The organism is Nonomuraea harbinensis (assembly GCF_019396385.1).
In the GTDB taxonomy this organism is placed as follows: domain Bacteria; phylum Actinomycetota; class Actinomycetes; order Streptosporangiales; family Streptosporangiaceae; genus Nonomuraea; species Nonomuraea ferruginea.
The window spans coordinates 23,298-48,761 of record NZ_JAHKRN010000048.1; the positions used below are offsets into that span (position 1 = coordinate 23,298).

The following is a 25,464-nucleotide window of genomic DNA, read 5'->3' on the forward strand; positions in this document are numbered from 1 at the left end:
CTATCGCCCCGCGGGTGACAGGTCAATGAGCGTTACGCGATCGATGTACGGGTCCCGCACATCGATCAGGACTTCACCAGGGCGAAGTCGTCCATCTGCAGCCACATGTCGCCGTTGTCCGTCCAGATCCCCGCGAAGACCTCGATCGAGCCGCGGTTCCCGCTGTTGAAGGTGACGGTGCGCTTGGTCCAGCCGCCGAGCGCGCGGAAGTTGAGCTCCGCGAACGGGGCGCCACCGGGGGCGCGGACGCCGAAGAAGCCGTTGTCGTTGTCGGGCGAGGTGCGCAGCCAGCCGGTCAGCGTGTAGTTCGTGTGGGGCGTGACCTGGACGGTCTGGTAGATGTCATGCCAGCCGCGGTTGTAGCGGACGAAGGCGTTGCGGTCGGCGGTGAAGGCCCAGGTGCCCTGGTCGACGCCGCCGTTGCCGCGCACCTTCCAGGGCGCCGCGACCGCGTTCGTGGTCTGGCGTTCGAAGCTCGGGTCGCGGACGAGGTTCGGGTTGGCGATGGTCCCGTCCGGGTTCAGCTGTACGCGGATCAGGTAGACGTTGTAGGGCGTCCACTGCGACAGCGCCAGATAGAGGTCCGGCCCCGACGACCAGGGATGCATGTAGCCGCCGTAGAGCCCGGGGAAGTCGGCGAAGCTCGCCACCACCGCCGGGCCGCTCCACGGGCCGGTGGGCGTGCTCGCGCTCCTCAGCACGACGTCGCTGCCCTTCAGATACGTCATCAGCCACTTGCCGGTGTGGGCGTTGAACTGGACCGACAGCTCCGACACCGGCGCCGCGACGATCGGGGCGGCGAGCGTGTCGGCGCCGGACTGCCAGGAGCTGCCCGTCCAGTACTGGTAGGCGGACTTGGTCAGGACCGCGGTCTCGGGCACCCGGGCCAGGTAGGCGGCGCCCTGGCGGCCGTTCGGCGTGCCGAACATGTAGACGTGGCCGTCGCGGCGGACGAAGGCCGCCATCTGGAAGTGGTCGGTGCCACCGGGGTTGTCCCAGCGGGGGCCGCCGCTGGTCACCCAGGTCTGGCCGTTGTCGTCGGAGTAGGCGATGGCGGAGTAGTTGGTGTCCCAGTAGCCGGGTTCGCCCCAGTGCCGCACCGACATGTAGGCGAGGTACTGCCGCGTCCCCACCGACACCCCGGCCGTGGGGATCACGGTGATCTCGTCGCCGTCGGCCTTCCTGCTCGGGATGAGCTCCTTGGCGTGGCCGGGCCGGTCGGTGGCCGCGCTGCTGAAGGACATGCCGTCGGCCAGGTTCCGGTCGGTGCTGCGCAGCAGCACCTGGCTGCGCCAGTCGTCGCCGTTGGCGCCCGGCGGCTGCCAGGAAGCGCCGAACGTGTCGCCGAACGCGGCCAGGATCTCCCCGCGGCCGTTGTCCCACATGACGCCGAGGTCGGTCGCCTTGACCTGCCAGGCGGTGTCGGTGGCGCTGACCGAGCCGGGACCGGTCATCTTGCTCACCACGACGGCGGGGGAGTGGGTCGTCGAGGCCTGGGCCGGCCCGGTCAGCGCCAGGCCCAGGAGCGGGATCAGTGCGATGCGTAAGGGCTTCACAGGGCCCCTCCTTCTAAGGAGATTCCGCACAGGTGCACGTGCACGCCGAGTTCGGCGAAGGCCGCTGCCTTGGCGGCGAGGGCGCGGTCCGCGCCGTCGGCGTCGCCCGCGTAGGCCACGTTGAGGTGGTTGGCCCGGTGGCGGGCCATGAACTGGTCGCGGGTGACGCCGTGCAGCACGGCGTGCATGATCGGCCACTGCGGGGTCGTGGCGTCGAGCCTGCGCCTGGTCTCCTCCTCGGGCAGCTCGACGACGGTCGCCCGGCCGAGGTCGGCGTGCAGCTCGCCGTCCATGATGAACACGCGCGACCAGACGATCTCGCCCGGCTTGGAGACGCCGCTGAGCGTGCCGCCGCCGAGCGGGAAGTACATCGGGGGCTGGCGCATGCTCCACGAGGCGCGGTAGCCGCCGTTGTGCGAGGCGGGGACGGAGCCCGAGATCTCGAAGACCCAGACGAACCGGCCGTCGTACTCCTCGCCCCAGCGGATGTCGTGCAGCGTGGTGGCCGGGTCGAGGCCCATCGCGGTCCAGACGCGGTTGGTGATCAGCGAGTCCACGGCGACGCCCTCGTCGACCTCGTTGAAGTGCGGCAGCGGCCGTCCCGCGTACAGCTCACGGGAACCGTCGCGGCTGAGCACCGGCGGGCGGGAGACGTTGTTGAGCAGGCCCTCCGCCAGGTCGCTGGCCGGGACCACGTCCTTCAGGCCCTGCTGGTACTGGATGCCGACCGCGTCGAGGCCGAAGTCGTCGGCGATCCGCAGCGCGGCGACGTACATCTTGAACTGGCTGGTCAGCTGGGCCTCGGTCAGCTCGGTGGCCTCGTCCGTGCCGAGGTGGAAGGTCAGGCCCTCCCGGTCGAGCCAGGCGCGGACCCGCCCGGCCTCCTCGTCGCTCACCCTCTGCATCTCGGCGACGAGCGCGCTCTGCGACAGGCGCTCCTTGTAGATCCCGAGGGGGTTGAGCAGCTCGTCGTCGATGATGGCGTTGTACATGCCCATGCAGCCCTCGTCGAAGACGCCGATGATGGCCTTCTCGGTGGCGAGCTGCCGGGCGACGGCCTTGCCGAGGGCGATCTCCAGACTGTCCCCTTCCGGCTGATATTTCGTGACGTGGCTGGTGTCGTGGGTGATCTCTCCGGTCTCCAGCCAGGTCTTGAGCCCGTGCCGCGACCACTCGTCGGTGAACTCCTCGCTCCACAGCACCGAGTACGGGCGACCCGCCTTGGTCAGGCTCCCGGCCAGGTTCAGCAGGCCGACCAGGCCGGGCCACTGCCCGCTCCAGTTGGCCACGATCAGAACCGGGCCGCGATGGCCGCGCAGCCCCGCCAGCACGTGGTGGCTGTACTGCCAGACCGCCTCGACGACGATGAGCGGCGCGTCCGGCGGCAGGGTCCTGAAGACGTCGATGCCGGCGCGCTGGCTGTCGATGAAACCGTGACCCTTGACGGGGTCGGCCTCGTGTCCGCGCCGCACCGACCAGCCGAGCTCGCCGAGCGCCCGGGCGAGATCGGCTTCCAGCCTCTCCTGGACCGGCCAGCAGGTCTGGTTGGCGCTCTGGCGCAGGTCGCCGCTCGCGACGGTGTAGACCACGCCGGGCTCCGCCGCGGGCGGCTCGATGAGCTGGGGGAATGCGTACATGTCTGCCCTTCAACGATGCTGACGGTCGGCGAGCTCGTGCGCGAGGCTCGCCGTGCTGGGGTAGAGCCGCAGGTAGAGGCGGTAGAGCTCGTCGTACGCGGCCGACGCCTCCGGCCGCGGGGTGACCACGTGGCGCACGGGGTTCCAGGCGTCGGCGCCGCCCTCGCCGACGAGCCCGGCGGCGAGCAGCGCGCTGCCGTACGAGGCGCCGATGGAGGTGACCCGGACCTCCTGCGGCAGGCCGGTGATGTCGGAGACGATCTGCGTCCACAGGGCGCCCCGGGTGCCGCCGCCGACGGCGACGGCGCGGCGGACGTCGCCGCCGGCCGCCCGGATGGTCTCGATGTTGTGGCGTACGGCGAAGCCGGTCGCTTCAAGGGCGGCCCGGTAGAGGTCGCCGCGGGTGTGCGAGAGGGTCAGGCCGGCGATCACGCCCCTGGCGCGCGGGTCCATGACCGGGGTGCGCTCGCCGGCGAAGTAGGGCAGCATGAGCAGGCCGTTGGCGCCGGCGCCCGACTCTCCGGCCTCCGCCAGGAGCTCCTCGTAGCCGGCGCCGGACAGGTCGCGCAGCCACGTGGTGATCGCGCCCGAGGTCGCCATGCCGCCGGCCAGGTTGTAGGTGCCGGGCACCGCGCCGACCGTCCCCCAGAGGCCGGGCCAGGTCAGGTGCTCGGCGGTGGTGTGGACGAGGAACATGGTCGTGCCGTACATGAGCATGAGGTCGCCCGCGCCGTGGGCGCCGACGCTGAGCGCCTCGGCCCAGGCGTCGATCGTCCCGGTGGTCACCGGGATGCCCGCCGGCAGGCCGGTCTCCCGGGCGGCCTCGCGGGTGACCGTGCCCGCCTGCTCGCCCGGCCAGCGCAGCGGGGGCAGCTCGATGCCCGGCGCGACCGCGTCGGCCCAGGGCCGGTGCCAGCCGAGGCCGCCGACGTCGTAGAGCGGCGTGCACTGGCTGGCCGAGTGGTGGTCGAGCACGTACGCGCCGGTGAGCCTGCGCACCAGCCAGGAGCTCGGCATGTACAGCCGCCGCGCCCTCGCGTACCGTCCGGGCTCCTCGTCGGCGATCCACGCGATCTTCGCGCCGGCCGCCTGGCTCGACAGGTCCGAGCCGCCCCTCCGCCGGATCTCGTCCTTCCCCAGCTCGCGTTCGAGCCGGTCGATCTGCGCGGTGGCGCGGGTGTCGACGCCGTAGAGGATCGCGGGCCGCACCGGCTCGTCGCCGGCGTCGGCGAGCAGGACGCACGGCCCCATGCCGCTCACCCCGACCGCGCCGACCGTCACGTCCCGCGCCAGCTCACGGGCCAGCTCGGCGAACTCCCGCCACCAGTGGCGGCCGTCCATCTCGAACCGTCCCGGCCCCGGCCGGTCCACCGTGTGCTCGCGTGCCGCCGACCGCCGCACCGTGCCGTCGGGGCCGACCAGCACGCCCTTGCTGCTGGAGGTCCCGATGTCGACGCCGAGCACGTACACGAGCAACCCCTGGGAAATCGATTGCTGACTTCGCCGACGCTAATGAACCCCGCCGACGGAGTCAACAGCTCAGCGGCGCGAGCTCTCCCGTACGTGCAACTGGGTGTGCAGGGTGACGCTGCTCGCCGGGCGGGTCGGCTCGGTGATCCGCTCGGCGAGCAGCAGGGCGGCGGTACGGCCCAGCTCGTAGGTGGGCTGGTCCACGGTCGTCAGCGTGGGCCGGACCAGGTGGGCCCACGGGATGTTGTCGAACCCGGCCACGCCGACCTCCTGCGGGATGCGCACCCCCTGGTCGACCAGGCATTCGACGGCGCCGACCGTCATCAGGTTGTTGGCCGCGAAGACGGCGTCGGGCCGGGGATCCTGCCGCAGCAGGTCCGCCATCGCCGCGTAACCGCCCTCCTCGCGGAAGTCGGCGAACCTGATCAGCTCCGTCCTGACCTTGCGGCCGGCGGCGCGCAGCGCCCGCTGGTAGCCGCGCAGGCGCTGGGCCGCCGTCGACAACCGGCGCGGGCCGGTGACGCAGGCGATGCGCTCGTACCCCGCCTCGATGAGGTGCCCGGTGGCCAGCTGCGCGCCGTGCTCGTTGTCCACCATCACGGTGTCGACGGCGACGCCGCGGGGCAGCCGGTCGATGACGACCACCGGGACCCCGGCCTCCACCAGCCGGTTCACGTGCGTGCCCCGGCCCGAAGGAGAGATGATCACCCCGGCCATCTGGTCGTTGAGCGCCGCGGTGACGTACTTGCCCTCCTTGGCGGGATCCTCGTCGCTGTTGCACAGGACGACCGAGAAGCCGGCCTTCTGCGCGACGTCCTCCACGCCGCGGACCATCGCGGTGAAGAACGGGTTGCCGATGTCGGAGATGATGACGGCCCACAGCGTGGTCTGGCTCCTGCGCAGGTTGCGCGCCACGGCGTTGGGCCGGTACTTGAGCTCGCCCATGGCCTGCCGGACCCGCTCGGCCAGCGCCGGATCCACGCTCGACCGCCCGTTGACCACCCGCGAAACCGTCGCCGCGGACACCCCCGCGTGGCGCGCCACGTCGTAGATCGTCGTCATCCCGTCCTCGTTTCGGATCGTCTGGGGGAAGACTAACGGCAATCGATTCCCCCGTCGGGAGGCGCTGTCCCGATCCGGCCAGACTCCGGGTGGACGCCCGCCGGCGGGGTGGCCGGGACCACCCTGCCTGCGGGCCCGCCGCTACTGGGCGTCGACGATGAAGTAGCCGCCGGTGTTCTCCAGCGGAGCCAGCGGGGTCAGCTTCTTGGCGGCGGCGTCGTACGTCACGACACCGGCGCAGGCGGCGGCGAGCACCCGTCCGGCGGGCCAGGACTGCGAGCAGGTGACGCCCTGGATCGCCTCATAGCCGAACGAGCCGCCGTTGAGCACGTTGGCCAGCTTCTCCGCGGTGGGCTCACCCTCGATCTCGGCGAACGCCTGCAGGAACAGGTCGGCCGCCCAGTACGTCGTCACCGTGCCGATGCCGTCGGCCGGGGCGTCCGACCCGATCGCCTTGAGGTCCTCGCTGACCTGGGCGAAGCTGTCCCCGCCGAACGCCATGGCGCCCTGGGCCGTGGTGCCGATCATGCCGTCGACCGTCTGCGCCGTGCCGGGGTTGTCGAGCAGCGCCTGCGCGGCCTGCCCGTAGATCATGTCGCCGGTCCAGCCCAGCGACTTCAGCGCGCCGAGCACGCCCAGGAGCGCCGGCGCGGTGACGTTGGCCGCCACCACGTTCGCGCCCGACGCCATGATGCGCGAGGCGATCGGGGTGTAGTCGGACAGCGGCGGCTCGGTGGCGCTGGGCAGGTCCGCCTCGGCGTAGACGACGCTGAGGCCGAGGTTCTCGGCGGTCGCCCGGGACGAGATGACGCCCGCCTTGCCGTAGGGGTCGGAGGAGGCGAAGACGCCGAACTTGATGGAGGCGGCGTCCTTGCCGGTCGCCTTGAGATACTGCTCCAGCGAGGCGGAGGAGCCCACCGCCTTGCCGGGCAGCACCTCCGGACACGAGGTCTGCCCCTGGTTGCTGTACATCCACGGGTTCTCGTCCCAGGTGCAGAAGTCCTGCCCCAGCCAGCCGAACGTCGGGACCTTGTGCTTGGCGATGTAGTCGCCGTTCACCCCGGACGCCGGCACGTACGGCACCAGGGCGAAGACCTGCTTGGACTCGACGAGGTTCTGGGTGGCGTGCTGCGAGGCGGCCGGCTGGCCGTTGTCGTCCTGGAACCCGGCGTACTCGAAGGTGTAGCCGTTCACGCCGCCCTCGCGGTTGGCCCGCTCGAAGCGGGCCCGCGCGCCCACGTCGAGGCCGGGCAGGGTGTGCTGGCCCGCCTTCGTGTTGGTCCCGGTCCCGCCCACGGTGATGACCTTGCCGTTGACGCCGCGCACCGTCTCGCCGGTGAGCTCCGGCAGGTCGCCGAGGAGCTTGGCGATCTCCTCGCCGGCCTGCTGCGCGGTCAGCGGCTCGGTCGCGGCCGCCTTGGCCGGGCCCGTGCCCGACGAACCGGAGGAGGCGGTGCCGGAGCCCCCGCCGCATGCCGTGGTGAAGGAGAAGAGGGCGGTCACGGCCACCGCTGACGTGACCCGCCGGAACCGGCGGGGACGAGGAATGGTCATGGTGTTGCCTTTCTGGTTCGGTCACCCATGGGGGCGTCAGTGCACGACGGCCGACATGCCGAGATAGGCGGCGGCGACCTGCTGCTCGTCGACCTCCGACCGGTCGTTCACCCAGCGGAGGTGGCCGGTCTGGAGCGCGCCGACCTGGTCGGCGACGGTGAGGACGTCCCGCGCCTTCTCCTCGACGAGCACCACGGTGGTGCCCTCCCGCTGGAGGCGCTGGAAGGCGGCCATGATCTCCGCCGTGACGAGCTGCGCCAGCCCGAGCGACGGCTCGTCGCTGATGAGCAGGCGCGGCCGGCGCACGAGGAAGGGGGCCAGGCTGAGCATCTGCTGCTCGCCGCCGGACAGGTTGCCCGCCGGCTGCCCGGCCCGGCGGGCCAGCGATTCGAACTGCTCGTAGACCTGGGCCCGGTCGGCCTTGGACGGGAGCCAGATGCTCAGGTTCTCGTCGACGGTGATCGAGGGGAAGACGCCCCGGGACTCGGGCACGAGCACGAGACCGCGCTCCACGCGCTCCAGCGCGCCCAGCGCCGTGATGTCCTCGCCGTCGAAGACGATCCGCCCGCCGGTCGCCGGGACCAGCCCGGCGATGGCAGAGCACAGCGTGGTCTTTCCGGACCCGTTCGCGCCCAGCAGCGCCAGAATCGTGCCCTCCCGCACGGCCAGGTCGATCCCATGCAGAACCTCGACCTCCCCGTACGCCGCCCGCACCCCATCCAACTCCAGCAGTCCGGACCCGCCACCGTTCCCGGCCGCGGTCCCAGCGGCGGACCCAGCCGCAGCGGTCGCGGGGGCGGCGTCCGGCTCCCGCACCGTGAGGGGCGGCTCCTCCGCCGCCTCGGCCGCCACCGTCGTGCTGGCTGCGGTCGCGGTGAGTTCGGCTCGTTTGCGGTCGCGGCGGTGTCGGGCGGCCTTGGACTGTGCGGCGAGGAGGCCGTTGGGCTGGGCCGCGAGCTGGATGGCGCCGAGCCCGAAGAGCACCTGGGGGATGAGGTCGTTGCTGGTGCCGCCCCAGCTGATCGGTCCGAGGGTGAAGCCGTGGGCCATGATCCAGGGCAGCACGGCGCTGATGATGCCGGCCTCGATGGCACCCCCGGGCTGGCGGATCCCGATGATCACGACGATCGCCAGCCACAGGAACGTGGCCTGCGGAGGGTTGGCGGTGTTGAGGATCGTGCCGTACACCGTGACGGCCAGGATGCCGCCCAGCCCCGCGACCGCGGCGGAGATGACGAAGATGAGGAGCTTGGTGACCGGCGGGGAGACGGCCGACGCCGACGCGGCCGGCTCGGCCGTACGCACCGCGATCATCGCGCGTCCCGCCGCGGAGTCGGTGAGGTTGCCGGCGATCCAGACCATCAGCAGCACGGTGAGGAAGCAGACGACCAGCAGCACCCGGTCGTCGCCGAGGTCGATCGGCCCGAACCGCGGCCTCGGGATCGACCAGCCGGCCGTGCCGTTGGAGAACCACTCCATCTTGAACAGCACGTTGGTGGCGAGCAGCGCCAGAGCCAGCGTGGCGAAGGTCAGACTGAGCCCGGACAATCGCAGCGCCGGCAGCGCGGTCAGCGCGCCGAGCACGGCCGCCACCAGGACGCCGACCACGGCGGCCGGCACGTAGTGCCAGCCGTTGGCCAGCAGCAGGCCGACGGTGAGACCCGCCGCGGTGGCGAACGCCCCCTGGGCCAGGCTCACCATGCCGCCGAGCCCGGTGACGATGGTGAAGGACAGCAGGATGATGCCCAGCGCGAGCCCGTAGATGAGCAGCTGACGCCAGATGCCGTTGGCGAAGGTCAGGGCCGGCACCAGGATGATCGCCGACTTGATGATCCACGGCAGGGCCTTCTTGAACGGCGTGAGGTCGTCGCGGTAGTCCGGGGTCGGCTTGGCCGCCGACGCGCTGGTGCCCGCCTTGCGCCGCTTGCGGTCGTACCCGAGGAAGATCAGCGCGATGAACAGCACGGCGTACGGCACCGAGGCGGTCAGGCCGTAGACCTTGGCCGCCCAGGCGCCGACGGCGCCCAGGTAGTCCTCGTTGACGTACGCCACGACCACGTTCCGCAGGGCGCCGATGAGCAGGCCGGCGAGGAAGGCCAGCGGGACCGAGCGCAGTCCCGCCACCACGGCGGCCGTCGTGGCGACGAACAGGGCCAGCGTGTAGTTGTCGTTGACCAGCCCGAACGGGCCGGGGAACGGGGCGGCGAGCACGCCCGCGATGGCGGCCACGAAGAAGCTGATCACCCACGAGAGGGTCGAGACCCGGCCGGTGTCGATGCCGCGCAGCCGCGCCAGCACCGGGCTGTCAACCGCGGTCCGCATGTGCAGGCCGAGGGAGGTGAAGCGGAGGAAGGCCCACATCGCGAGGAAGAGCAGGATGCTGGCGGCCAGGGCGACGAGCTGGTCGTTGCTCAGGACCAGCCCCTCGGCCAGCACGTGCTGCGCGGGGGGCAGCACGCCGGGCACCTGGTACACCTCGGCCACGTCCTGGAACGGGATCCCGAACAGGTCACGCAGCGCACCGCAGACCAGCAGCACGAAGGCCGGCACGACGATGAGGACGCCGACGCCCGCGACGATCTTCGTCGACTCCTCGGCGTCGGTCAGCCGCGAGAACACCAGGCGGTCCCAGGCCCAGCCCATGAGCGGGGCGAACAGCAGCACCACGAACAGCAGCGTCAGCCACTTGTTCCAGCCCAGGGCGACGTGCAGCTGGTGGTAGAGGTAGGCGGAGGCGAAGGCGGTGGCCGCGTGGCCGAAGTTGAAGATGCGGGACGTCGAGTGCGACAGGACGAGCCCGATCGCGAGCAGGGCGTAGATCGCTCCCGACACCGCGCCGCTGATCGCGATGCTGAAGAACTGCACAGATACTCCTCACGTGCCTGAAGCGTCAGTTGCCGAGGTAGGCCGCGATGACCTCAGGGTTCCTGCGGATCTCGGCGGGCGTGCCGTCGGCCAGCACCGCCCCCTGGACCAGGCAGACGACGCGGTCGGCCAGGCCCATCACGAAGTCGACGTCGTGCTCCACGAGGATCACCGTCAGCTCGTGCCGCCGCACCAGCCCGAGGAGGACCTCGCGGAGCAGCTCGGTCTCCCGCTGCCCCAGCCCCGAGGTCGGCTCGTCGAGCAGCAGCAGCCTGGGCGAGTCCACGATGGCCCTGGCGAACTCCAGCAGCCGCAGCCGGCCGATCGGCAGCGTCGCCGCGCTCACGTCGCGCACGTCGGAGAGCCCGCACAGCTCGACGACCTCGTCCACCCGCTGGAGCAGGGCCTCGGTCTCGCGCCTGCGGTGCGGCAGGCCCAGCAGGTCGCCCAGCAGCCCGCGCCCTCGGGTGCGCCATTCCAGCGGTACGAGCACGTTCTGCCGGACGGTCAGCCAGCCGAACGCCTGGTGCCGCTGGAAGGTCCGGCGGATGCCGTGCCGGGAGAGCCAGGAGGCCGTCCTGGCGGTGACGTCCGCGCCGTCGAGGACGATGCGCCCTTCGGTGGGGGTGCGCAGTCCCGAGACCGAGTCCAGGAGTGTCGTCTTGCCGGCGCCGTTGGGGCCGATGAGGCCGACCACCTGGCCGCCGGGGACGTCCAGGGTGACCGCGTCGACCGCCGTGATCCCGCCGAATCGCACCGTCACGTCCGCCAGGCGGAGAACGTTCTCGCCGCCGGGATCGCCGGGCGGGCGGGCTTGGGCGGCTTGGGCAAGGTTCATGTGTGCTCACTTCCTCGGAGAGGCGCGTCTCCACCGCGAGCGCCGACCGGCGTCCTGGCAAAGAGAACCCGTTACCGTTGGAGGTAGCGTGACCAGCTGAGTACCGCTTGTCAATATCCCCGCTGCCACCAGAATCTCGGCGGCACTCTTGACAGATGCCGCCGGACGGGTGAGCCTTCGCTAAACAGAACGTGTTACCAAACGGTCGTGATGTGCCCGGCAGTCCGGCCGTCTCCATCTCCGAGAGGAACGCGGATGACGTCGATCGATGAGTTCCGTGCCAGGGCGCGAGCCTGGCTGGAGCAGCACGCCAAACCCTTCGACGAGGCGGCCGGATACGACCTGGAGGGGAGCGCCGTCCCGCTCCAGGAGTCGAAGCGGTTCCAGAAGGCCCTGTGGGAGGCCGGGTTCGCCGGCATCACCTGGCCGAAGGAGTACGGCGGGCAGGGCCTCGGCGCCGCGGAGCTGATCGCCTTCAACGAGGAGGCGGCCGACTTCGACCTGCCCACCGGGCCGTTCACCATCGGCCTCGGCATGCCCGGCCCGACGATCCTGGAGCTCGGCACGGAGGAGCAGAGGAAGCGCTACCTGCCCCCGCTGCTGCGCGGCGACGAGATCTGGTGCCAGCTCTTCTCGGAGCCCGGCGCGGGCTCGGACGTCGCCAGCCTGCAGACCACGGCCACGCGGACCGAGACCGGCTGGCTCATCAACGGCCAGAAGGTGTGGACCTCGGGCGCCCAGTACAGCGACTTCGGCACCATCATCGCCCGCACCGACCCGACGGTGGCCAAGCACCGCGGCATCACCATGTTCATCGTCGACATGCACCACCCGGGCGTCACCGTGCGGCCCCTCGTCGTGGCCACCGGGCACGCCCCGTTCAACGAGGTGTTCTTCGACGACGTCGAGGTGCCGGCGGACGCGGTCGTCGGCGAGGTCGGCGAGGGCTGGGGCGCCGCGGTGGTGATGCTCCGCAACGAGCGCGTCACCATCGGCGCCGGGGGCCGCGCCCGCTCCAACCCGCTGGGCTTCGACTCGCTCGTCGAGCTGGCCCGCGCTCGCGGCCTGGAGACCGACACCGCCGTCCGGCGCAGGCTCGCCGTCCTGTACGCCCGGGAGTCCGCGCTCGGCGCGTACGGGCGGGTGCTGCACGAGGAGACCACCGCCGGCGTCGAGATCGGCGCCCGCGGGTCCGCCGCGAAGCTCGCCGGCGCCGAGCTGGCCCTCTGGGCGGCCGACCTGGCGCAGGACATCATCGGCAGCGACATCGCGCTCGGCGGCGCCGACCTGGAGCGGGTGGTTGCGGCCATCGTGGCCGCCCCCGGCGGCGCCGTGGCGGGCGGCACCAACGAGATCCAGCGCAACATCGTCGGCGAGCGCGTGCTCGGGCTGGCGAAGGATCCCGGCGTCGACCGGAACACGCCCTTCAACCAGCTCAAGCTGTCCCGCTGACCGGGCCATCACCTCAGGAGCTCACGTGTCACTCATCTTCACCGACGACCAGAAGAGCCTCGCCGAGACGGTCAGGCGCTTCGTCGCGCAGCGCACGCCCCTGCCGAAGGTCCGCGAGGTCATCGGCGGCGACCAGGCCTACGACCAGGAGGTGTGGTCGCGGCTGGCCGGGGACCTCGGCCTGGCCGGCCTGACCATCCCGGAGGAGTACGGCGGCGCCGGCGCCACCCAGGCCGACCTGTCGGCGGCGCTGCGCGAGCTGGGCGCGGGGCTGGTGCCCTCGCCGCTGCTGGCCTGTGTGCTGACGGCCGGCGCCCTGCTCGCCCTGGACGACGAGGAGGCCAAACGGGAGGTGCTGCCGCGGATCGCCGAGGGCGCCCTCGTCGGCGCGCTCGCCGTCAGCGAGCCGGGGAACCGCCGGTGGATCCCCGCGGAGCCGGAGACCACGGCGACCGGCTCCGGCGACGCGGTCACCCTGTCCGGCGCCAAGGTGGCGGTGCTGAACGGCGCGGAGGCGGGCGTCCTGCTCGTGCAGGCCCGCGGCCCGCAGGGCGTGGGCCTGTACCTCGTCGAGCGCTCGGCCGGCGGCCTCACGGTGACCAAAGACGAGGTCGTGGACCCGACCCGCAGCTCGGCCACCGTGACGCTCGACGGCGCCCCGGCCCGGCTCGTCGCGGGCGACGCCGTCGCCGCGCTCGACCGCGTGGCCGACCTCGCGAACCTGGCGATCGCCTCGGAGCAGTGCGGAGCCATGCTCGCGTGCCTCACCATGACCACCGAGTACGCCAAGGTCCGCTACGCGTTCGGCCAGCCCATCGGCGCCTACCAGGGTGTCAAGCACAAGCTGGCCGACATGTACAACCTGTGGGCGCTCGCCGACGCGGCGCTGCGGGAGGCGACACGGGCGGCCGACGAGGAGCCGGCGAAGCTCGGCACGGCGGCCGCCGCCGCGCGGACGCTCTCCTCGCCCGGATACCTCACCTCGGCCAAGGAGACCATGCTCCTGCACGGCGGCATCGGCTTCACCTGGGAACACGACGCCCACTTCTTCTACAAGAACGCGATCGCCGGCAACGTGCTCGCCGGCGACGCCGACTACCAGCAGGACCGGCTCGCCGACAAGCTCGGCGTCTGACACGCGGCCACGGGCGGGCGCCCGCACGGCGCCCGCCTTCCATGCCTTCCACCTGGGATGAACCATGACCGCTGGCCCGCAGGTCCCCGCCGACACGGACCCACGGGCGGTACTCCGCCGCGCGCGGCTGCCGCTCGTCGCCGCCCCGACGCTGCTCGTCTCCGGTCCCGAACTGGTGATCGCCGCCTGCCGGGCGGGCGTCTTCGGGAGCTTCCCGACGGCGAACTGCCGTGAGGAGGGCCGGCTCGACGAGTGGCTGCGCCGCATCGGGGAAGAGTGCGCCGAGGCGCCGGACGCCGCCCCCTGCGTCCCCGACCTCATCGCACCGCTCGAACCCCAGGCTGCGGCAGGACCTGGAGGTCATCATCCGCCACCGCCCCGCCGCGGTGATCACCTCCGTCGGCTCCCCCGCCGCCGTCACCCCCGCGCTGCGCGACGCCGGAATCCAGGTCTGGTGCGACGTGGCCACGGTCCACCACGCCCAGCGGGCCGCCGACGCGGGCGCCGACGGGCTGATCCTGCTCACGGCGGGAGCGGGCGGCCAGACCGGCAACGCCAACCCGTTCGCCTTCGTACGTGCCGTACGGGAGAGGTTCGACGGGATCATCGCGCTGTCCCTGACCAACGCCCTGTCCGGGCTGGAGACCAACCTGCTGCGCCGGTCCCTGCTGGCCCAGGGGCTCGACCCCGCCGAGTTCGGCATCGGGCCGAAGCGCTTCTCCATGGCGGCGCTGGAAGGCCGCGAAGGCGGAGCCCCGAAACGGTGGCGCGACATCTGGAGCGCCGGTCACTCCGTCTCGGGCGTCCGCGACGTGCCGTCCGTCGCAGAGCTGGTGGACCGGCTCGCCCGCGAGTACGGGGAAGCGGCCGAGGCGATGCTGGCCCTGGCCTCCGGGGTGCGGCGATGACCGGTCACGGCGGCAGTGAAGGCCCGCCCGGCCGCCGCCACGGCGCGAACCCGCCCGGCGCGCTCGCGGGGCTGCGGGTGCTCGACCTGACCACTGAGCGCGCCTGGCTGAGCGGGCGCGTCCTGGCCGACCTCGGAGCACTCGTCACCCTGGTGGAGCCGCCCGGCGGGCATCCCGCCCGGTCCGGTCCCGCGTGGCTCGCCTTCAACCGGGGGAAGCGCTCGGTGACCCTGGACCTGCGCCGTGGCCGCGACCTGGTCCTGCGGCTGGTGGCCGCCGCCGACGTCGTGGTCGAGTCGTACGCGCCGGGAACGCTCCAGGAGCTGGGCCTCGGCCACGACGCGCTGGCGGCGGTGAACCCGCGCGTCGTGCTGGCCGGCGTCACCCCCTTCGGCCAGACCGGCCCGTACGCCCGCCACGCGGCCGGCGACCTCGTCGTCGCGGCCACCGGCGGCGCGGTGTGGCTCAGCGGCGACCCTGACCGCCCGCCGGTCCGCATCAGCTCCGACCAGTACTTCCTGCACGCCGCGGCCGAGGCCGTGGTGCACACGCTCGTGGCGGTCCGGCACGCCAGGCTCACCGGGCGGGGCCAGCACGTCGACGTGTCGGCGCAGCTGGCGACGATCCGTTCGCTCATGAACGCGGTGCCCGGTCCGTACACGGACGGCTCGGTCGTGGACCGGGCCTCCTTCGGGGAGCCGGTCCCCGGCCTGCCCTACCGCCAGCTGTACGCCTGCCGCGACGGGCACGTCCTGGCGACCGTCCCCTTACGGCCAGGACCGGAGGGGTATCTCGCCTGGCTGCGCGACGAGGGGCACCTCACCCCCGGGCTGGAGGCTCCGGCCGAGGGCCCCGCGTTCCCCGAGCTGCTGGCCGGCGCGCTGGCGGCGTACTTCCGCACCGAGACCAAGGCGACGCTGACCCGCAAGGCGCTGGAGCGCCGGCTCATGGTGGCCCCCGTCAACACGGTGGCCGACCTGATGGACGACGAGCAGCTGGCCGGGCGCGACTACTTCCGCACGGTCCGCGCGGGCGGCGAGACCCTGCGCGTGCCCGGCACGTGGGCCCGCCTGTCCGCGACCCCGCTGGCGGGCGGCGGGCACGTCGCCGAGGCCGGGGCCGACAACGAGACGGTGTGGCGGGACGAGGCCGGGCTCTCCGCCCTGGAGCTGCGCCGTCACCGCGACGAAGGGGTGATCTGATGACCGGGCCGCTCGACGGCGTCAAGGTGTGGGATGCGTCGTGGGTGGGCGTCGGCCCGCTGACGGCGCGATACCTGGCCGAGTACGGTGCCACGGTGGTGCGCACGGAAAGCCTCCGGTCGGTGGACGTGCTGCGGATGGCGCCGCCGTTCACGGCCAGACCGGCCCGCGCCGCCACTTCGCCGGCTTCGGCACCGTGCTCGCCGCCATGAGCGGCTTCTGCGAGCTCACCGGGTGGCCCGACCGCGGCCCGGGCTCCCCGTACGGCGCGTACACCGACTTCATCGCCCAGCGGTTCGCGGCCGCGGCCGTGATCACCGCGCTGGAGCGCCGCGACCGGACCGGCGAGGGACAGTACATCGACCTGTCGCAGATGGAGACGGCCCTGATGTTCCTGGCGCCGGAGCTGGTCGACCACCAGCGGACCGGGCGCGTCGCCACGCGCGACGGCAACCGGAGCCGCGGCGCCGCCCCGCACGGCGTCTTCCCGTGCCTGCCCGAGGACGGCCGCGAGCGGTGGGTCGCCATCGCGGCGACGTCCGACGCCGAGTGGGCGGCCCCCTGCGCCGGGCGCTGGGCGACCCCGGATGGGCGGCGGATGCCCGCCTCGGCACCCTGGCCGGGCGCAAGGAGCAGGAGGACCGGCTCGAAGCGGAGCTCGCCGCCTGGACGCGCGCCCGCACCGCCGCCGAGGTGGTCGGCGCGCTCCAGCCGGGCGTGCCGGCCGGGCCGGTGCACGACGCCCGGGGGCTCCAGGCCGACCCGCAGGTGGCGCACCGGCGCTACTTCCGGCGGCACCCGCACCCCGTCATGGGCGAGATGCCCCTACGAGGGCGCCCAGGCGGAGATGTCGCTGACGCCGCACCGCGTCACCAAGGCGGCCCCGCTGCTCGGCGAGGACAACGAGAAGGTCCTCACCGCGCTGCTGGGCTTCAGCCGGGCCGAGGTGGCGGAACTCGCCGCGTCGGGCACTCTGGAGCAGGTCCTCGACTGACCCACCCGCAACGGAAGGTGACCGCCATGTCCCCTCAGATCGTCGACCTCACGGGCCAGACCGCCGTCGTGACCGGCTGCTCCTCGGGCCTCGGGCGGCGGTTCGCCGTCACCCTGGCGGAGCACGGGGCCCACGTGGTCGCGGTGGCGCGGCGGGCCGACCGGCTCAAGGACCTCGCCGACGAGATCGAGGCGGCCGGCGGCTCCTGCCTGCCGCTCGGCGCCGACCTCACCGACGACGCCCAGCTCGGCGGCGTGCTCGACGCGGCCGAGGAGCGGTTCGGCACCGCCACCATCCTGGTCAACAACGCCGGCGTCCCCGACGCCCAGTACGCCACGAAGATGCCCGTGGAGCTCGTCGACCGCGTGCTGGGCACGAACCTGCGCGCGCCCTGGCTCCTGTCCTGCGACTTCGCGCGCCGGCTGATCAAGGCGGGCACCGGCGGCCGGGTGGTGAACATCTCCTCCATGGGCGCCTACGAGTACAGAGGCGGGGGAGCGGCGCTGTACTCGGTGACCAAGGCCGCCCTGTCCAGGATGACGGAGGTGCTCGCCGTCGAGTGGGCCAGGTTCCACATCAACGTCAACGCCATCGCGCCGGGGGCCTTCGCCTCGGAGATGATGGACGGCATGATGGAGCGGACCGGCGCCGACCCGACGGGCTACTTCCCCCGGGCCCGCATGGGCGACCCGCGGCAGCTCGACAGCACGCTGCTCTACCTGGTCTCGCCGCACTCCGAGTTCGTCACCGGGACGGTGGTCAAGGTCGACGACGGCCAGGGCGCGCGCTGACGCGGATCACCTGCCCGCCTCGGGCTCCGGGGCGAGCAGGCGCTTGGCGGCGAACTTCAGCCGTTCCTCGACGTACTCGGGGGTCATCTGGTCGTTGAGCCAGCCGATGACGCTGCTGTTCCAGAGCGACTCCAGCATGTGCAGCACGCGGTACTCGGCCGTCGTGGTGCGGTGTGACGGGCCCCAGGCCGCGAGCGCGAGCAGGTCGGTGAGCGCGGTCGGGTCGGACTTCTCCATCAGCGGCGAGGCGTCCTCCGGCTGCTGCCCCAGCGGCTTGGGGATGTGGTAGGCGCTGAGCGCGGCGTGTGCCCAGCCCCGGTTGTACTGCATCGCCCGGAAGGCGCGGTTGAGCACCTCAGCGGCCCGTCCCTCGGGGGTGCGCTGCCGTGGCGGGCGCCGGATGATGTCCTGCCGCAGCTCTTCGAGCTGCACCATGATGGCGGCGCTGATCAGCGCGTCCTTCGACGGGTAGTAGCGGTAGAGGGTCGACAGGGCGACGTCCGCGATGCGGGCGACCTCGCGCATCTGGACCGCTTCGTAGCCGCCTCTTGTGGCCAGGGCCATCCCGGCATCCAAAACGCGTTCCGCTCTGAAGGCCCGGGCCTCGGGCGTCCGGCCCTTCCTGCTGACACGGCCCACGAAGAGCCCCCTTTCCGGCCGGTGGAGAACGCGACGGCCACCCCGCGTGGTACGGCGTCGACGGCTGAAAGCCGGAAACAAAGAGTACAGGTTATCGAGTGGGGCGGCGCCTTCCCCGGCGCCGCCCCGCCGGGCTCAGCCGCGGTGGCGGGAGAGCACGAGGCTGCCGGCCGCCGCGAAGAACATCCCGACGCCCTGCACGAAGCTGACGTCGACGTCCTGGACCTGCTCCACGGCCTCGCCCCGGAGCTGGCGCACCGCCTCCTGGATGGCGAACATGCCGTACATGCCGGTGTGGGTGTAGGACAGGCCGCCGCCGTTGGTGTTCATCGGCAGCGAGCCGCCCTTGACCGTGTTGCCCTCCGCGACGAAGTCGCCCGACTCGCCCCGGCCGACGAACCCGAGGTCCTCCAGCATGTAGAGCGGGACGTGCGCGAAGGCGTCGTAGGCCATGAGATGGTCCACGTCGGCGTGCGTGATGCCCGCGGTCCTGAACGCCTCCGCGCCCGCCTTGCGGAAGGCCGCGAACGATCCGGGGTCGGCCATCTGCGACACCAGGGGGCCCTCGGCCGCCTCTCCCGAGCCGAGGAGGTACACCGCCCGGTCGCCGCTCGGCAGGTCCTTCGCCCGCTCGGCCGAGGTGAGCACGAGCGCGCCGCCGCCGTCGGTCACCACGCAGCACATGTCCCTGGTGAACGGGTACGCGATCGGCGGACCCGCCAGGACCTCCTCGACGGTGACGGGCTTGCGCCGGAAGGCGCGCGGGTTGTTCAGCGCCCACGACCTCTGCGCCACCACGACCTGGGCCAGGTGCTCGCGGGTCATGCCGCGCTCGTGCAGGAAGCGCAGCGCGGGGAGGGTGAAGGTGGAGTACGGGGCCTGGGCTCCGTACACGGTCTCGAACTGCCCGCTCGCGGAGGCCGGGTTGGGCGCCCAGGGCGCGACGCCGACGCGCGAGCGGCCGGACTCGCCGTGCGTGACGAGCACGACGTCGGCGGCGCCCGCCGCGATGGCGGCCGCGGCGTGGCGGACGTGCAGCATGAAGCTGCAGCCGCCGACCAGGGTCCCGTCGAGCCAGCGCGGCTCGATGCCGAGGTGGTGGGAGACCTCCATGGCCAGCGGCCCGGCGGTGGCCACGCCGTCCACGTCGGCGGTGGTGAGCCCCGCGTCGGCGAGGGCGTTCCTGGCCGCCTCCGCGTGCAGGCCGAGGACGGACATCTCGGGGCGGACGCCGATGCCGGTGGTCTCCGCGGCGCCGACGACGGCGATGCCGCCGCGGTGCATCGACGTCATCGGGCCACCGCCGGGGCGAACACCGGGAGCGTGTAGTCCTCGTACTCGATGAATTCGGCCTTCAGCGGCATGTCCAGCTCCAGGTTCTCGGGCTCGGGCGCGACGCCGACGATGTTCGTCATCATGCGCGGCCCCTCGGCCAGCTCCACCAGCGCCACGACGACCGGCGTCGCGGGGTCGAAGGGCGGGAACGGCCGGTAGTTGATGATGTACGACACCAGCCGCGCGTCGCCGCTGACCGTCGTCCACTCCACCTCCTCCGAGCCGCACCGGGGACAGAACGGGCGGGGGTAGAAGTAGTGCCGCGAGCAGGGGGTGCAGCGCTGGATGCGCAGCTCCTTGTCCGCGGCGCCCTCCCAGAACGGGAGCGTCTCCGGGATGGGCGCGGGGGCCGGGCCGGGCATGGCGGTTCCTTTCGACGGCGCGGGACGACGGTCGGCGGGCCGAGCCCGGCCGAGTTAAAGACAACATGTTCTGCTTATAGCAGGGTTGAAGCCAGAGCGGCCCTTGTCAAGGGGGTACGGACTCTTGTCCTGTTTGCCGTAACGTGTTCTACTTGTCGTCAGTTGTGGGACCTGGACGGATCCCGTGGTCATGTCCGCCGAGCGTTCGCGGGGAATGAGGATCATGCCAATCGACGCATCTCTGGTCGGCCGCAAGAGCGAGCCCCTCACGAGGTCCTGGACGTCCGCCGACGCGCTGCTCTACGCGATCGCCGTCGGCGCCGGCCAGGAGGACCCGCTGACCGAGCTGGAGTTCACCACCGAGAACACCGAGGGCAAGCCGCAGCGGGTCCTGCCGACCTTCTGCAACGTGGCGATGGGCGGCGGCATGTCCCTGCCTGACGACCTCGACCTCACCAGGATGCTCCACGCCGAGCAGGCCTTCGAACTGCTGGGCACGGTCCCGGCCGCGGGCGAGGTCGAGGCGACGGGCGAGATCGTCGGCGTCTACGACAAGGGCTCGGGCGCCATCGTCGCCAGTGAGACGCTCGCCCGCGACTCCGCCGGCCAACCGCTCGCCAGGATCCGTACCTCGCTCTTCTTCCGCGGGTACGGCGGCTTCGGCGGCGAGCGGGGGCCGGGTACGTCGTGGGAGCTGCCGACCGGCGCCCCCGACCACGTCGTGACCTACGCGACCCGGCCCGATCAGGCGCTCCTCTACCGGCTGACCGGCGACCGGAACCCGCTGCACACCGACCCGTCCTTCAGCGGCAGGGGCGGCTTCCCGAGGCCGATCCTGCACGGCATGTGCACCTACGGCTTCACCGGCCGCGCGCTGCTGCACGCCGCCGCCGGATCCGACCCCGGGCGCTTCCGCGCCATGTCCGGCCGTTTCACCAAGCCGATACTCCCCGGGCAGACGATCACGGTGTCGATCTGGGCCGACGGCGCCGACGTCCGGTTCCGGACGACCGACGAGACCGGGGCCGTGGTGATCGACCACGGAACCGCGGTGATCCGCTGACCGGCTTCTGACAGGCGCGGCCCCGCCGCGCCCGTCAGAAGGCGCGGCCCCGCCGCGCGAACACCTCCAACTCCTCCAATCGGAAGGGCGTCCCATGGGATCTCTTGACGGCAGAGTCGCCATCATCACCGGTGCCGGCCGCGGCATCGGAGCCTCCATCAGCCGCGCGTTCGCCCAGCAGGGCGCGCGGCTCGTGCTCAACGACCTCGGCGCCGGCCCGGACGGCAGCGGCGGCGACGCCGGGCCCGCGCAGGACATCGCCAAGGAGGTCACCGACCTCGGCGGCGAGGCGGTCTCCGACGGCGGCGACATCGGCGACACCGCGACCGGCCGGCGTCTCGTCGAGATGGCCGTCGAGTCCTACGGGCGCCTCGACGTCGTCGTCAACGTCGCCGGCATCCTCCGCGACAAGATGATCTTCAACCTGCCCGAGGAGGACTGGGACGAGGTCATCCGGGTGCACCTGCGCGGCCACTTCAGCACGATCAAGCCCGCCGCCGCCTACTGGCGCCAGCAGCGCAACCCGGACGGGCACTACCGCATCATCAACTTCACCTCCGACTCCGCCCTCCAGGGCTCCCCGGGCCAGCCCAACTACGCCGCCGCGAAGATGGGCATCATCGGCCTGACCGCTTCCCTCGCCAACGGCCTGGCCCGGTACGGCGTGACGGCGAACGCGATCGCCCCCGGCGCGGCCACCCGCCTGACCGCCACCGTCCCCGACGACAAGAAGCTCGGCGAGGACCCCGGCGAGGAGCAGCTCATGTCGCCGGACAACATCGCGCCGATCGTCACCTACCTCGCCGGCACCGAGTCCGACTGGCTGTCGGGCCGCACCATCGGCGCGGCCGGCCACGAGGTCCGGCTGTGGAACAACCCCGAGGTCGTCGAGACCATCAGCTCCGACGGGCCGTGGGACCTGCAGGACCTCGCCGCCAAGCTCACCACGTCGTTCCGGCCCAAGGCGGACGGCCTGCACCCGTCGATCTTCATGGGGCAGCTTCCCAAGTGAGGGCCGCGTCCAGGTGGGGCGGCCGGGCGGCCGCTCACCGGGACGCACCGGCCGGGCGGGCCGCGATCCCGCCCGGCCGCCACGACACGGGGCACGGGGGGCCACGGGGGGCCACGGGGGGCCACGGGGGGATCGTCTAGCTACGTCACGCCGACAGGAGAGAGACGCACCATGTCCTCTGCCACTCACTCGACCACGGCACCCACCGGCTTCTACGAGATCGCCGCCGCCGACCCCGGCCGGCCCGCCATCATCGACCCCGATGGATCGACCATCACCTGTGGCGACCTGCTGGCGCGGGTCAACCGCGTCTCGCGCGCGCTGCGCTCCCACGGCCTGTCGGCCGGTGACAGCGTGGCGGTGGCGGTGCACAACGGCCACGAGTATCTGGAGCTGATGCTGGCCACCGGGCAGGTCGGCATGTTCCTCGTCCCGGTCAACTGGCGGCTGACCCCGGCGGAGATGCTCTACATCATCGAGGACTCCGGAGCCCGGGTCGTCGTCGCCGACGTCGAGCAGGCCCGTACGCTGCCGGAGGAGTCGCTGCCCGAGCACCGGTTCGTGATCGGCGGGCAGGCGGCCGGCTGGCGCCCGTACCCCGAGCTGGGCGAGGGCGAGCCGTCCGACGCGCCGCCGGACCGCCGGTTCGGCGGCACCATGGGCTACACCTCCGGCACCACCGGCAACCCCAAGGGCGTGCGTTCCCTCCTCTACCCCGACTCCGAGCCGGAGCCGGTCATCAGCGCCCTGTACGGGGGACTCGCCGCCCGCTACGAGGTCACCCTGGACAAGGGCGTGCACCTGGTGTGCTCGCCGATCTACCACGCCGCCCCGACCGGGCACGCGTACGCGTTCCTCCAGCTCGGGCACACCGTGGTGATCCAGGGCAAGTTCGACGCCGAGGGCGTGCTGGAGGCGATCGAGCGGCACCGGGTGACCAGCGTGCACATGGTCCCCACCCACTTCAACCGGATGCTGCGCCTGCCGGAGGAGGTCCGGGCCAGGTACGACCTGTCCAGCCTGGAAGCGGTGATCCACGCGGGCGCGCCGTGCCCGGTGCCGATCAAGCAGCGGATGCTCGACTGGCTGGGGCCGGTGGTGTGGGAGTACCTCGCCTCGACCGAGGGCGGCGTCTCCCTCGTGAGCCCGCGGGAGTGGCTGCGCAAGCCCGGCACCGTGGGACGCCCGACGCCGAACACCATCGTCAAGATCCTCGGCGAGGACGGCGAGGAGGTGCCGGCCGGGACGGCGGGCACCATCTACTTCGGCATCCCCGGGCGCGAGGCGCTCTTCGAGTACAACAACGACCCGGCCAAGACCGCCGCAAGCCGGAAGGGAGGGCTCGCCACCGTCGGCGACTACGGCTACTTCGACGAGGACGGCTACGTGTTCCTGCTCGACCGGCGCACCGACCTCATCATCTCCGGCGGCGTCAACATCTACCCGGCGGAGATCGAGCAGGCCCTGATCACGCATTCCGCCGTCGCCGACGTCGCCGTCATCGGGGTCCCCGACCCGGACTGGGGCCAGAACGTGCTGGCCGTCGTCCAGCCGGCCGAGGACGCGGTCCCCGGCGACGAGCTCGCCGCCGCGCTGCGCGCCCACTGCGCCGAGCGCCTGGCCTCGTTCAAGATCCCCCGGCGTTTCGAGTTCCGGGCCGACTTCCCCCGGACGGAGACCGGCAAGCTGCAGCGCCGCAAGCTCCGCGACCACTACGCGGGTGAGGGGGAGAAGCCGTGAAGACCGGCGTGCACGCCTTCGAGGCCGGCATCGCCGACGTCGCCGCCTGCGCCGCGTGGGCCGAGGAGGCCGGCTACGACGTCGTGGCCAGCGCCGAGGTCGACCACGACCCGTTCCTGCCGCTGGCGCTGGCCGCCCGTGACACCAGCCGGGTGCGGCTGGCGACCACGATCGCGGTCGCCTTCGCCCGCACGCCGATGACGATGGCGTACGTCGCCAACGACCTGCAGGCGCTGTCCGGAGGCAGGTTCGTCCTCGGCCTCGGCACCCAGACCAAGCCGCACATCACCCGCCGGTTCGGCATGCCGTGGGGCCGGCCGGCGGCGCGGATGCGCGAGTACATCACCGCCCTGCGCGCGATCTGGGACGACTGGAACACCGGCCGCCCGGTCCGGCACGAAGGGGAGCACTACCGGCACACGCTGATGACGGCGACCTTCCGCCCGGCGCCGCACGGTCACGGCAACCCGCCGATCCACCTCGCCGCGGTCGGGCCGCTCATGACCCGGCTGGCCGGAGAGGTGGCCGACGGGCTGATCCCGCACGGCTTCAGCACCGAGCGCTACTTCCGCGAGGTGACCCTCCCGGCCCTGGAGGAAGGACTGGAGCGGGCCGGCCGCGACCGCTCCGAGGTGACCGTCCACTGCCCGGGGTTCGTGCACGTCCACGCCCCCGGCGACGACGTCGACGCGCAACGGCGGATGCTGCGCGGGCGGGTCGCCTTCTACGGCTCCACACCGGCCTACCGCGGCGTGCTGGACCTGCACGGCTGGCAGGAGCTGCACGAGCGGCTGCACGCCCTGTCGGTCACCCCCGACGAGGACCGCTGGGACCGGATGGCCGACCTCGTCGACGACGAGGTGCTCGACACCTTCTGCGTCAGCGGCTCCCTCGCGGAGGTGACGGCGGAGGTCTCCCGCCGCTTCGGCGGGCTGGTCGACCAGGTCCACATCCAGCCGCCGGCCGGCACGCCCGAGCCGGAGATCCGCGCGGCGCTGGCGTCGCTGAAGAACCAGGCGTCCGGCGTCCGCTGACCAGCGGGAGAGAGGAACGGCATCCGTGTCCGACAACCCTGTCGTCCTGGTGGAACGTGACGGGAGCGGCATCGTCACCGTCACGCTCGACCGGCCCGACACCAAGAACAGCGTGCCGCACGCCGGCTGGATCGAGCTCGCCGAGGTGTTCGGCGACATCGCAGGCCGGGCGGACGACCGCGTGGTGGTGCTCACCGGCGCGGGCGGCGACTTCTGCTCCGGTTCCGACCTGCGCGGCGGCGACTCCGCGGACTCGCCGCGCCGCGCGATGCGGATCGTCAACGCGGCGCTGCTCGCCGTCCGCGACCTGCCGCAGCCCACGATCGCCGCGGTCTCCGGGGTCGCGGCGGGCGGCGGCTTCAACCTGGCGCTCGCCTGCGACCTGGCGATCGCCGAGGAGACGGCGAGGTTCTCGCAGATCTTCGCCAGGCGCGGGCTCTCCGTCGACTTCGGCGGGACCTGGTTCCTGACGCACATGCTGGGGCTCCACCGTGCCAAGGAACTCGCCTTCTTCGGCCGGATGCTCCCCGCCGCCGACGTCCACGCCCTCGGGCTGCTCAACAAGGTCGTGCCCGAGGGGGAGGCCCTGACGCAGGCGTACGAGTGGGCCCGTGAGCTGCTGGCCCTCGCGCCCCTCGCCCTGTCGCAGACCAAGGAGATGCTCAACCTCGCCGCCTCGGGAAGCTTCCACGACAGCGTCCTGCGTGAGGCGGCCGCCCAGAACATCAACGGGACCACCGAGGACACCCGCGAGGCGATCCGAGCCTTTCTGGAGAAGCGGGATCCCGTGTTCCGCAACCGGTAGCGCCGTGGTC

At 72.4% G+C, this 25,464-nt stretch carries 22 protein-coding genes; 12 read left to right on the forward strand and 10 right to left on the reverse strand.

Annotation, left to right across the window (positions count from 1 at the left end):
* Window positions 1-65 precede the first annotated feature (65 nt).
* The 7 genes from KME79_RS35080 to KME79_RS35110 all read right to left on the reverse strand — a co-directional run bounded on the left by KME79_RS35080 (window position 66) and on the right by KME79_RS35110 (window position 10,982).
* A complete protein-coding gene (locus KME79_RS35080; protein ID WP_219549526.1) occupies window positions 66-1,556 on the reverse strand; it encodes a glycoside hydrolase family 183 protein in 1,491 nt (496 codons plus the stop codon).
* A complete protein-coding gene (locus KME79_RS35085) occupies window positions 1,553-3,193 on the reverse strand; it encodes a hypothetical protein (protein ID WP_219549528.1) in 1,641 nt (546 codons plus the stop codon). Before KME79_RS35085 ends, KME79_RS35080 begins: the two co-directional genes overlap by 4 nt.
* A gap of 9 nt (window positions 3,194-3,202) precedes the next feature.
* Window positions 3,203-4,663, reverse strand: coding sequence for an FGGY-family carbohydrate kinase (locus KME79_RS35090; RefSeq protein ID WP_219549530.1), 1,461 nt, complete (start codon window positions 4,661-4,663; stop codon window positions 3,203-3,205).
* A gap of 69 nt (window positions 4,664-4,732) precedes the next feature.
* On the reverse strand, window positions 4,733-5,725 hold the full coding sequence (locus KME79_RS35095) for a LacI family DNA-binding transcriptional regulator (protein WP_219549532.1): 993 nt from the start codon (window positions 5,723-5,725) through the stop codon (window positions 4,733-4,735).
* A gap of 141 nt (window positions 5,726-5,866) precedes the next feature.
* Window positions 5,867-7,279 carry an ABC transporter substrate-binding protein gene (locus KME79_RS35100; RefSeq protein ID WP_219549534.1) on the reverse strand — a complete coding sequence of 471 codons (1,413 nt, stop codon included), beginning with the start codon at window positions 7,277-7,279 and terminating at the stop codon, window positions 5,867-5,869.
* Window positions 7,280-7,315: 36 nt separating this feature from the next.
* The gene (locus KME79_RS47240) at window positions 7,316-10,144 is read right to left on the reverse strand and encodes an ABC transporter permease subunit (RefSeq protein WP_219549536.1); all 2,829 of its coding nucleotides are present in this window, start codon (window positions 10,142-10,144) and stop codon (window positions 7,316-7,318) included.
* Between the two features lie 25 nt (window positions 10,145-10,169).
* On the reverse strand, window positions 10,170-10,982 hold the full coding sequence (locus KME79_RS35110) for an ABC transporter ATP-binding protein (protein ID WP_246640944.1): 813 nt from the start codon (window positions 10,980-10,982) through the stop codon (window positions 10,170-10,172).
* 255 nt (window positions 10,983-11,237) lie between these two features.
* On the opposite strand from KME79_RS35110, the gene KME79_RS35115 reads away from it, so the two are divergent.
* The 7 genes from KME79_RS35115 to KME79_RS35145 all read left to right on the forward strand — a co-directional run bounded on the left by KME79_RS35115 (window position 11,238) and on the right by KME79_RS35145 (window position 17,464).
* A complete protein-coding gene (locus KME79_RS35115) occupies window positions 11,238-12,434 on the forward strand; it encodes an acyl-CoA dehydrogenase family protein (RefSeq protein ID WP_219549538.1) in 1,197 nt (398 codons plus the stop codon).
* Window positions 12,435-12,459: 25 nt separating this feature from the next.
* Window positions 12,460-13,569, forward strand: a complete 1,110-nt coding sequence (locus tag KME79_RS47245) for an acyl-CoA dehydrogenase family protein (RefSeq protein ID WP_219549539.1) — start codon at window positions 12,460-12,462, stop codon at window positions 13,567-13,569.
* 386 nt (window positions 13,570-13,955) lie between these two features.
* Window positions 13,956-14,477: an NAD(P)H-dependent flavin oxidoreductase gene (locus KME79_RS35125; protein WP_219549541.1), complete on the forward strand. Its 522-nt coding sequence runs from the start codon at window positions 13,956-13,958 to the stop codon at window positions 14,475-14,477.
* Window positions 14,474-15,679: a CaiB/BaiF CoA transferase family protein gene (locus KME79_RS35130; RefSeq protein WP_219549543.1), complete on the forward strand. Its 1,206-nt coding sequence runs from the start codon at window positions 14,474-14,476 to the stop codon at window positions 15,677-15,679. The genes KME79_RS35125 and KME79_RS35130 overlap by 4 nt, the downstream gene beginning before the upstream one ends.
* Window positions 15,679-15,891 carry a CoA transferase gene (locus KME79_RS35135; protein ID WP_219549545.1) on the forward strand — a complete coding sequence of 71 codons (213 nt, stop codon included), beginning with the start codon at window positions 15,679-15,681 and terminating at the stop codon, window positions 15,889-15,891. The genes KME79_RS35130 and KME79_RS35135 overlap by 1 nt, the downstream gene beginning before the upstream one ends.
* Window positions 15,888-16,673 (forward strand): CoA transferase, encoded by a 786-nt coding sequence (locus tag KME79_RS35140; RefSeq protein WP_219549607.1) that lies wholly within the window; start codon window positions 15,888-15,890, stop codon window positions 16,671-16,673. The genes KME79_RS35135 and KME79_RS35140 overlap by 4 nt, the downstream gene beginning before the upstream one ends.
* Entirely contained in the window at window positions 16,670-17,464 is a 795-nt protein-coding gene (locus KME79_RS35145; protein ID WP_504739486.1) for an SDR family NAD(P)-dependent oxidoreductase, read from the forward strand. Before KME79_RS35140 ends, KME79_RS35145 begins: the two co-directional genes overlap by 4 nt.
* 6 nt (window positions 17,465-17,470) lie before the next feature.
* On the opposite strand, the gene KME79_RS35150 is transcribed toward KME79_RS35145, so the two are convergent.
* From KME79_RS35150 to KME79_RS35160, 3 genes are all read right to left on the reverse strand, one after another.
* Entirely contained in the window at window positions 17,471-18,028 is a 558-nt protein-coding gene (locus KME79_RS35150) for a TetR family transcriptional regulator (protein WP_219549549.1), read from the reverse strand.
* Between the two features lie 210 nt (window positions 18,029-18,238).
* Window positions 18,239-19,396: a thiolase C-terminal domain-containing protein gene (locus KME79_RS35155; RefSeq protein ID WP_219549551.1), complete on the reverse strand. Its 1,158-nt coding sequence runs from the start codon at window positions 19,394-19,396 to the stop codon at window positions 18,239-18,241.
* Entirely contained in the window at window positions 19,393-19,800 is a 408-nt protein-coding gene (locus KME79_RS35160) for a Zn-ribbon domain-containing OB-fold protein (RefSeq protein ID WP_219549553.1), read from the reverse strand. The genes KME79_RS35155 and KME79_RS35160 overlap by 4 nt, the downstream gene beginning before the upstream one ends.
* A 223-nt stretch (window positions 19,801-20,023) precedes the next feature.
* Here KME79_RS35160 and KME79_RS35165 point away from each other — a divergent pair, with 223 nt between their 5' ends.
* The 5 genes from KME79_RS35165 (at window position 20,024) to KME79_RS35185 (ending at window position 25,454) form a co-directional block, all read left to right on the forward strand.
* Window positions 20,024-20,863 carry a MaoC family dehydratase gene (locus KME79_RS35165; RefSeq protein ID WP_219549555.1) on the forward strand — a complete coding sequence of 280 codons (840 nt, stop codon included), beginning with the start codon at window positions 20,024-20,026 and terminating at the stop codon, window positions 20,861-20,863.
* Between the two features lie 94 nt (window positions 20,864-20,957).
* The gene (locus KME79_RS35170; RefSeq protein WP_219549557.1) at window positions 20,958-21,875 is read left to right on the forward strand and encodes an SDR family NAD(P)-dependent oxidoreductase; all 918 of its coding nucleotides are present in this window, start codon (window positions 20,958-20,960) and stop codon (window positions 21,873-21,875) included.
* A 171-nt stretch (window positions 21,876-22,046) separates the two neighbouring features.
* On the forward strand, window positions 22,047-23,615 hold the full coding sequence (locus tag KME79_RS35175; protein ID WP_219549559.1) for an AMP-binding protein: 1,569 nt from the start codon (window positions 22,047-22,049) through the stop codon (window positions 23,613-23,615).
* Window positions 23,612-24,649, forward strand: coding sequence for a TIGR03617 family F420-dependent LLM class oxidoreductase (locus tag KME79_RS35180; protein WP_308249175.1), 1,038 nt, complete (start codon window positions 23,612-23,614; stop codon window positions 24,647-24,649). The genes KME79_RS35175 and KME79_RS35180 overlap by 4 nt, the downstream gene beginning before the upstream one ends.
* Before the next feature lie 25 nt (window positions 24,650-24,674).
* The gene (locus KME79_RS35185) at window positions 24,675-25,454 is read left to right on the forward strand and encodes an enoyl-CoA hydratase/isomerase family protein (RefSeq protein ID WP_219549561.1); all 780 of its coding nucleotides are present in this window, start codon (window positions 24,675-24,677) and stop codon (window positions 25,452-25,454) included.
* The last annotated feature ends 10 nt before the right edge of the window (window positions 25,455-25,464 follow it).

Bases quoted from the DNA above. Each gene is read 5' to 3' on its own strand.
- KME79_RS35085 (WP_219549528.1), bottom strand. From the start codon at position 3,193: ATGTACGCATTCCCCCAGCTCATCGAGCCGCCCGCGGCGGAGCCCGGC.
- KME79_RS35095 (WP_219549532.1), bottom strand. From the start codon at position 5,725: ATGACGACGATCTACGACGTGGCGCGCCACGCGGGGGTGTCCGCGGCG.
- KME79_RS35100 (WP_219549534.1), bottom strand. From the start codon at position 7,279: ATGACCATTCCTCGTCCCCGCCGGTTCCGGCGGGTCACGTCAGCGGTG.
- KME79_RS35110 (WP_246640944.1), bottom strand. From the start codon at position 10,982: ATGAACCTTGCCCAAGCCGCCCAAGCCCGCCCGCCCGGCGATCCCGGC.
- KME79_RS35115 (WP_219549538.1), top strand. From the start codon at position 11,238: ATGACGTCGATCGATGAGTTCCGTGCCAGGGCGCGAGCCTGGCTGGAG.
- KME79_RS35130 (WP_219549543.1), top strand. From the start codon at position 14,474: ATGACCGGTCACGGCGGCAGTGAAGGCCCGCCCGGCCGCCGCCACGGC.
- KME79_RS35135 (WP_219549545.1), top strand. From the start codon at position 15,679: ATGACCGGGCCGCTCGACGGCGTCAAGGTGTGGGATGCGTCGTGGGTG.
- KME79_RS35140 (WP_219549607.1), top strand. From the start codon at position 15,888: ATGAGCGGCTTCTGCGAGCTCACCGGGTGGCCCGACCGCGGCCCGGGC.
- KME79_RS35150 (WP_219549549.1), bottom strand. From the start codon at position 18,028: ATGGCCCTGGCCACAAGAGGCGGCTACGAAGCGGTCCAGATGCGCGAG.
- KME79_RS35155 (WP_219549551.1), bottom strand. From the start codon at position 19,396: ATGACGTCGATGCACCGCGGCGGCATCGCCGTCGTCGGCGCCGCGGAG.
- KME79_RS35160 (WP_219549553.1), bottom strand. From the start codon at position 19,800: ATGCCCGGCCCGGCCCCCGCGCCCATCCCGGAGACGCTCCCGTTCTGG.
- KME79_RS35165 (WP_219549555.1), top strand. From the start codon at position 20,024: ATGCCAATCGACGCATCTCTGGTCGGCCGCAAGAGCGAGCCCCTCACG.
- KME79_RS35170 (WP_219549557.1), top strand. From the start codon at position 20,958: ATGGGATCTCTTGACGGCAGAGTCGCCATCATCACCGGTGCCGGCCGC.
- KME79_RS35175 (WP_219549559.1), top strand. From the start codon at position 22,047: ATGTCCTCTGCCACTCACTCGACCACGGCACCCACCGGCTTCTACGAG.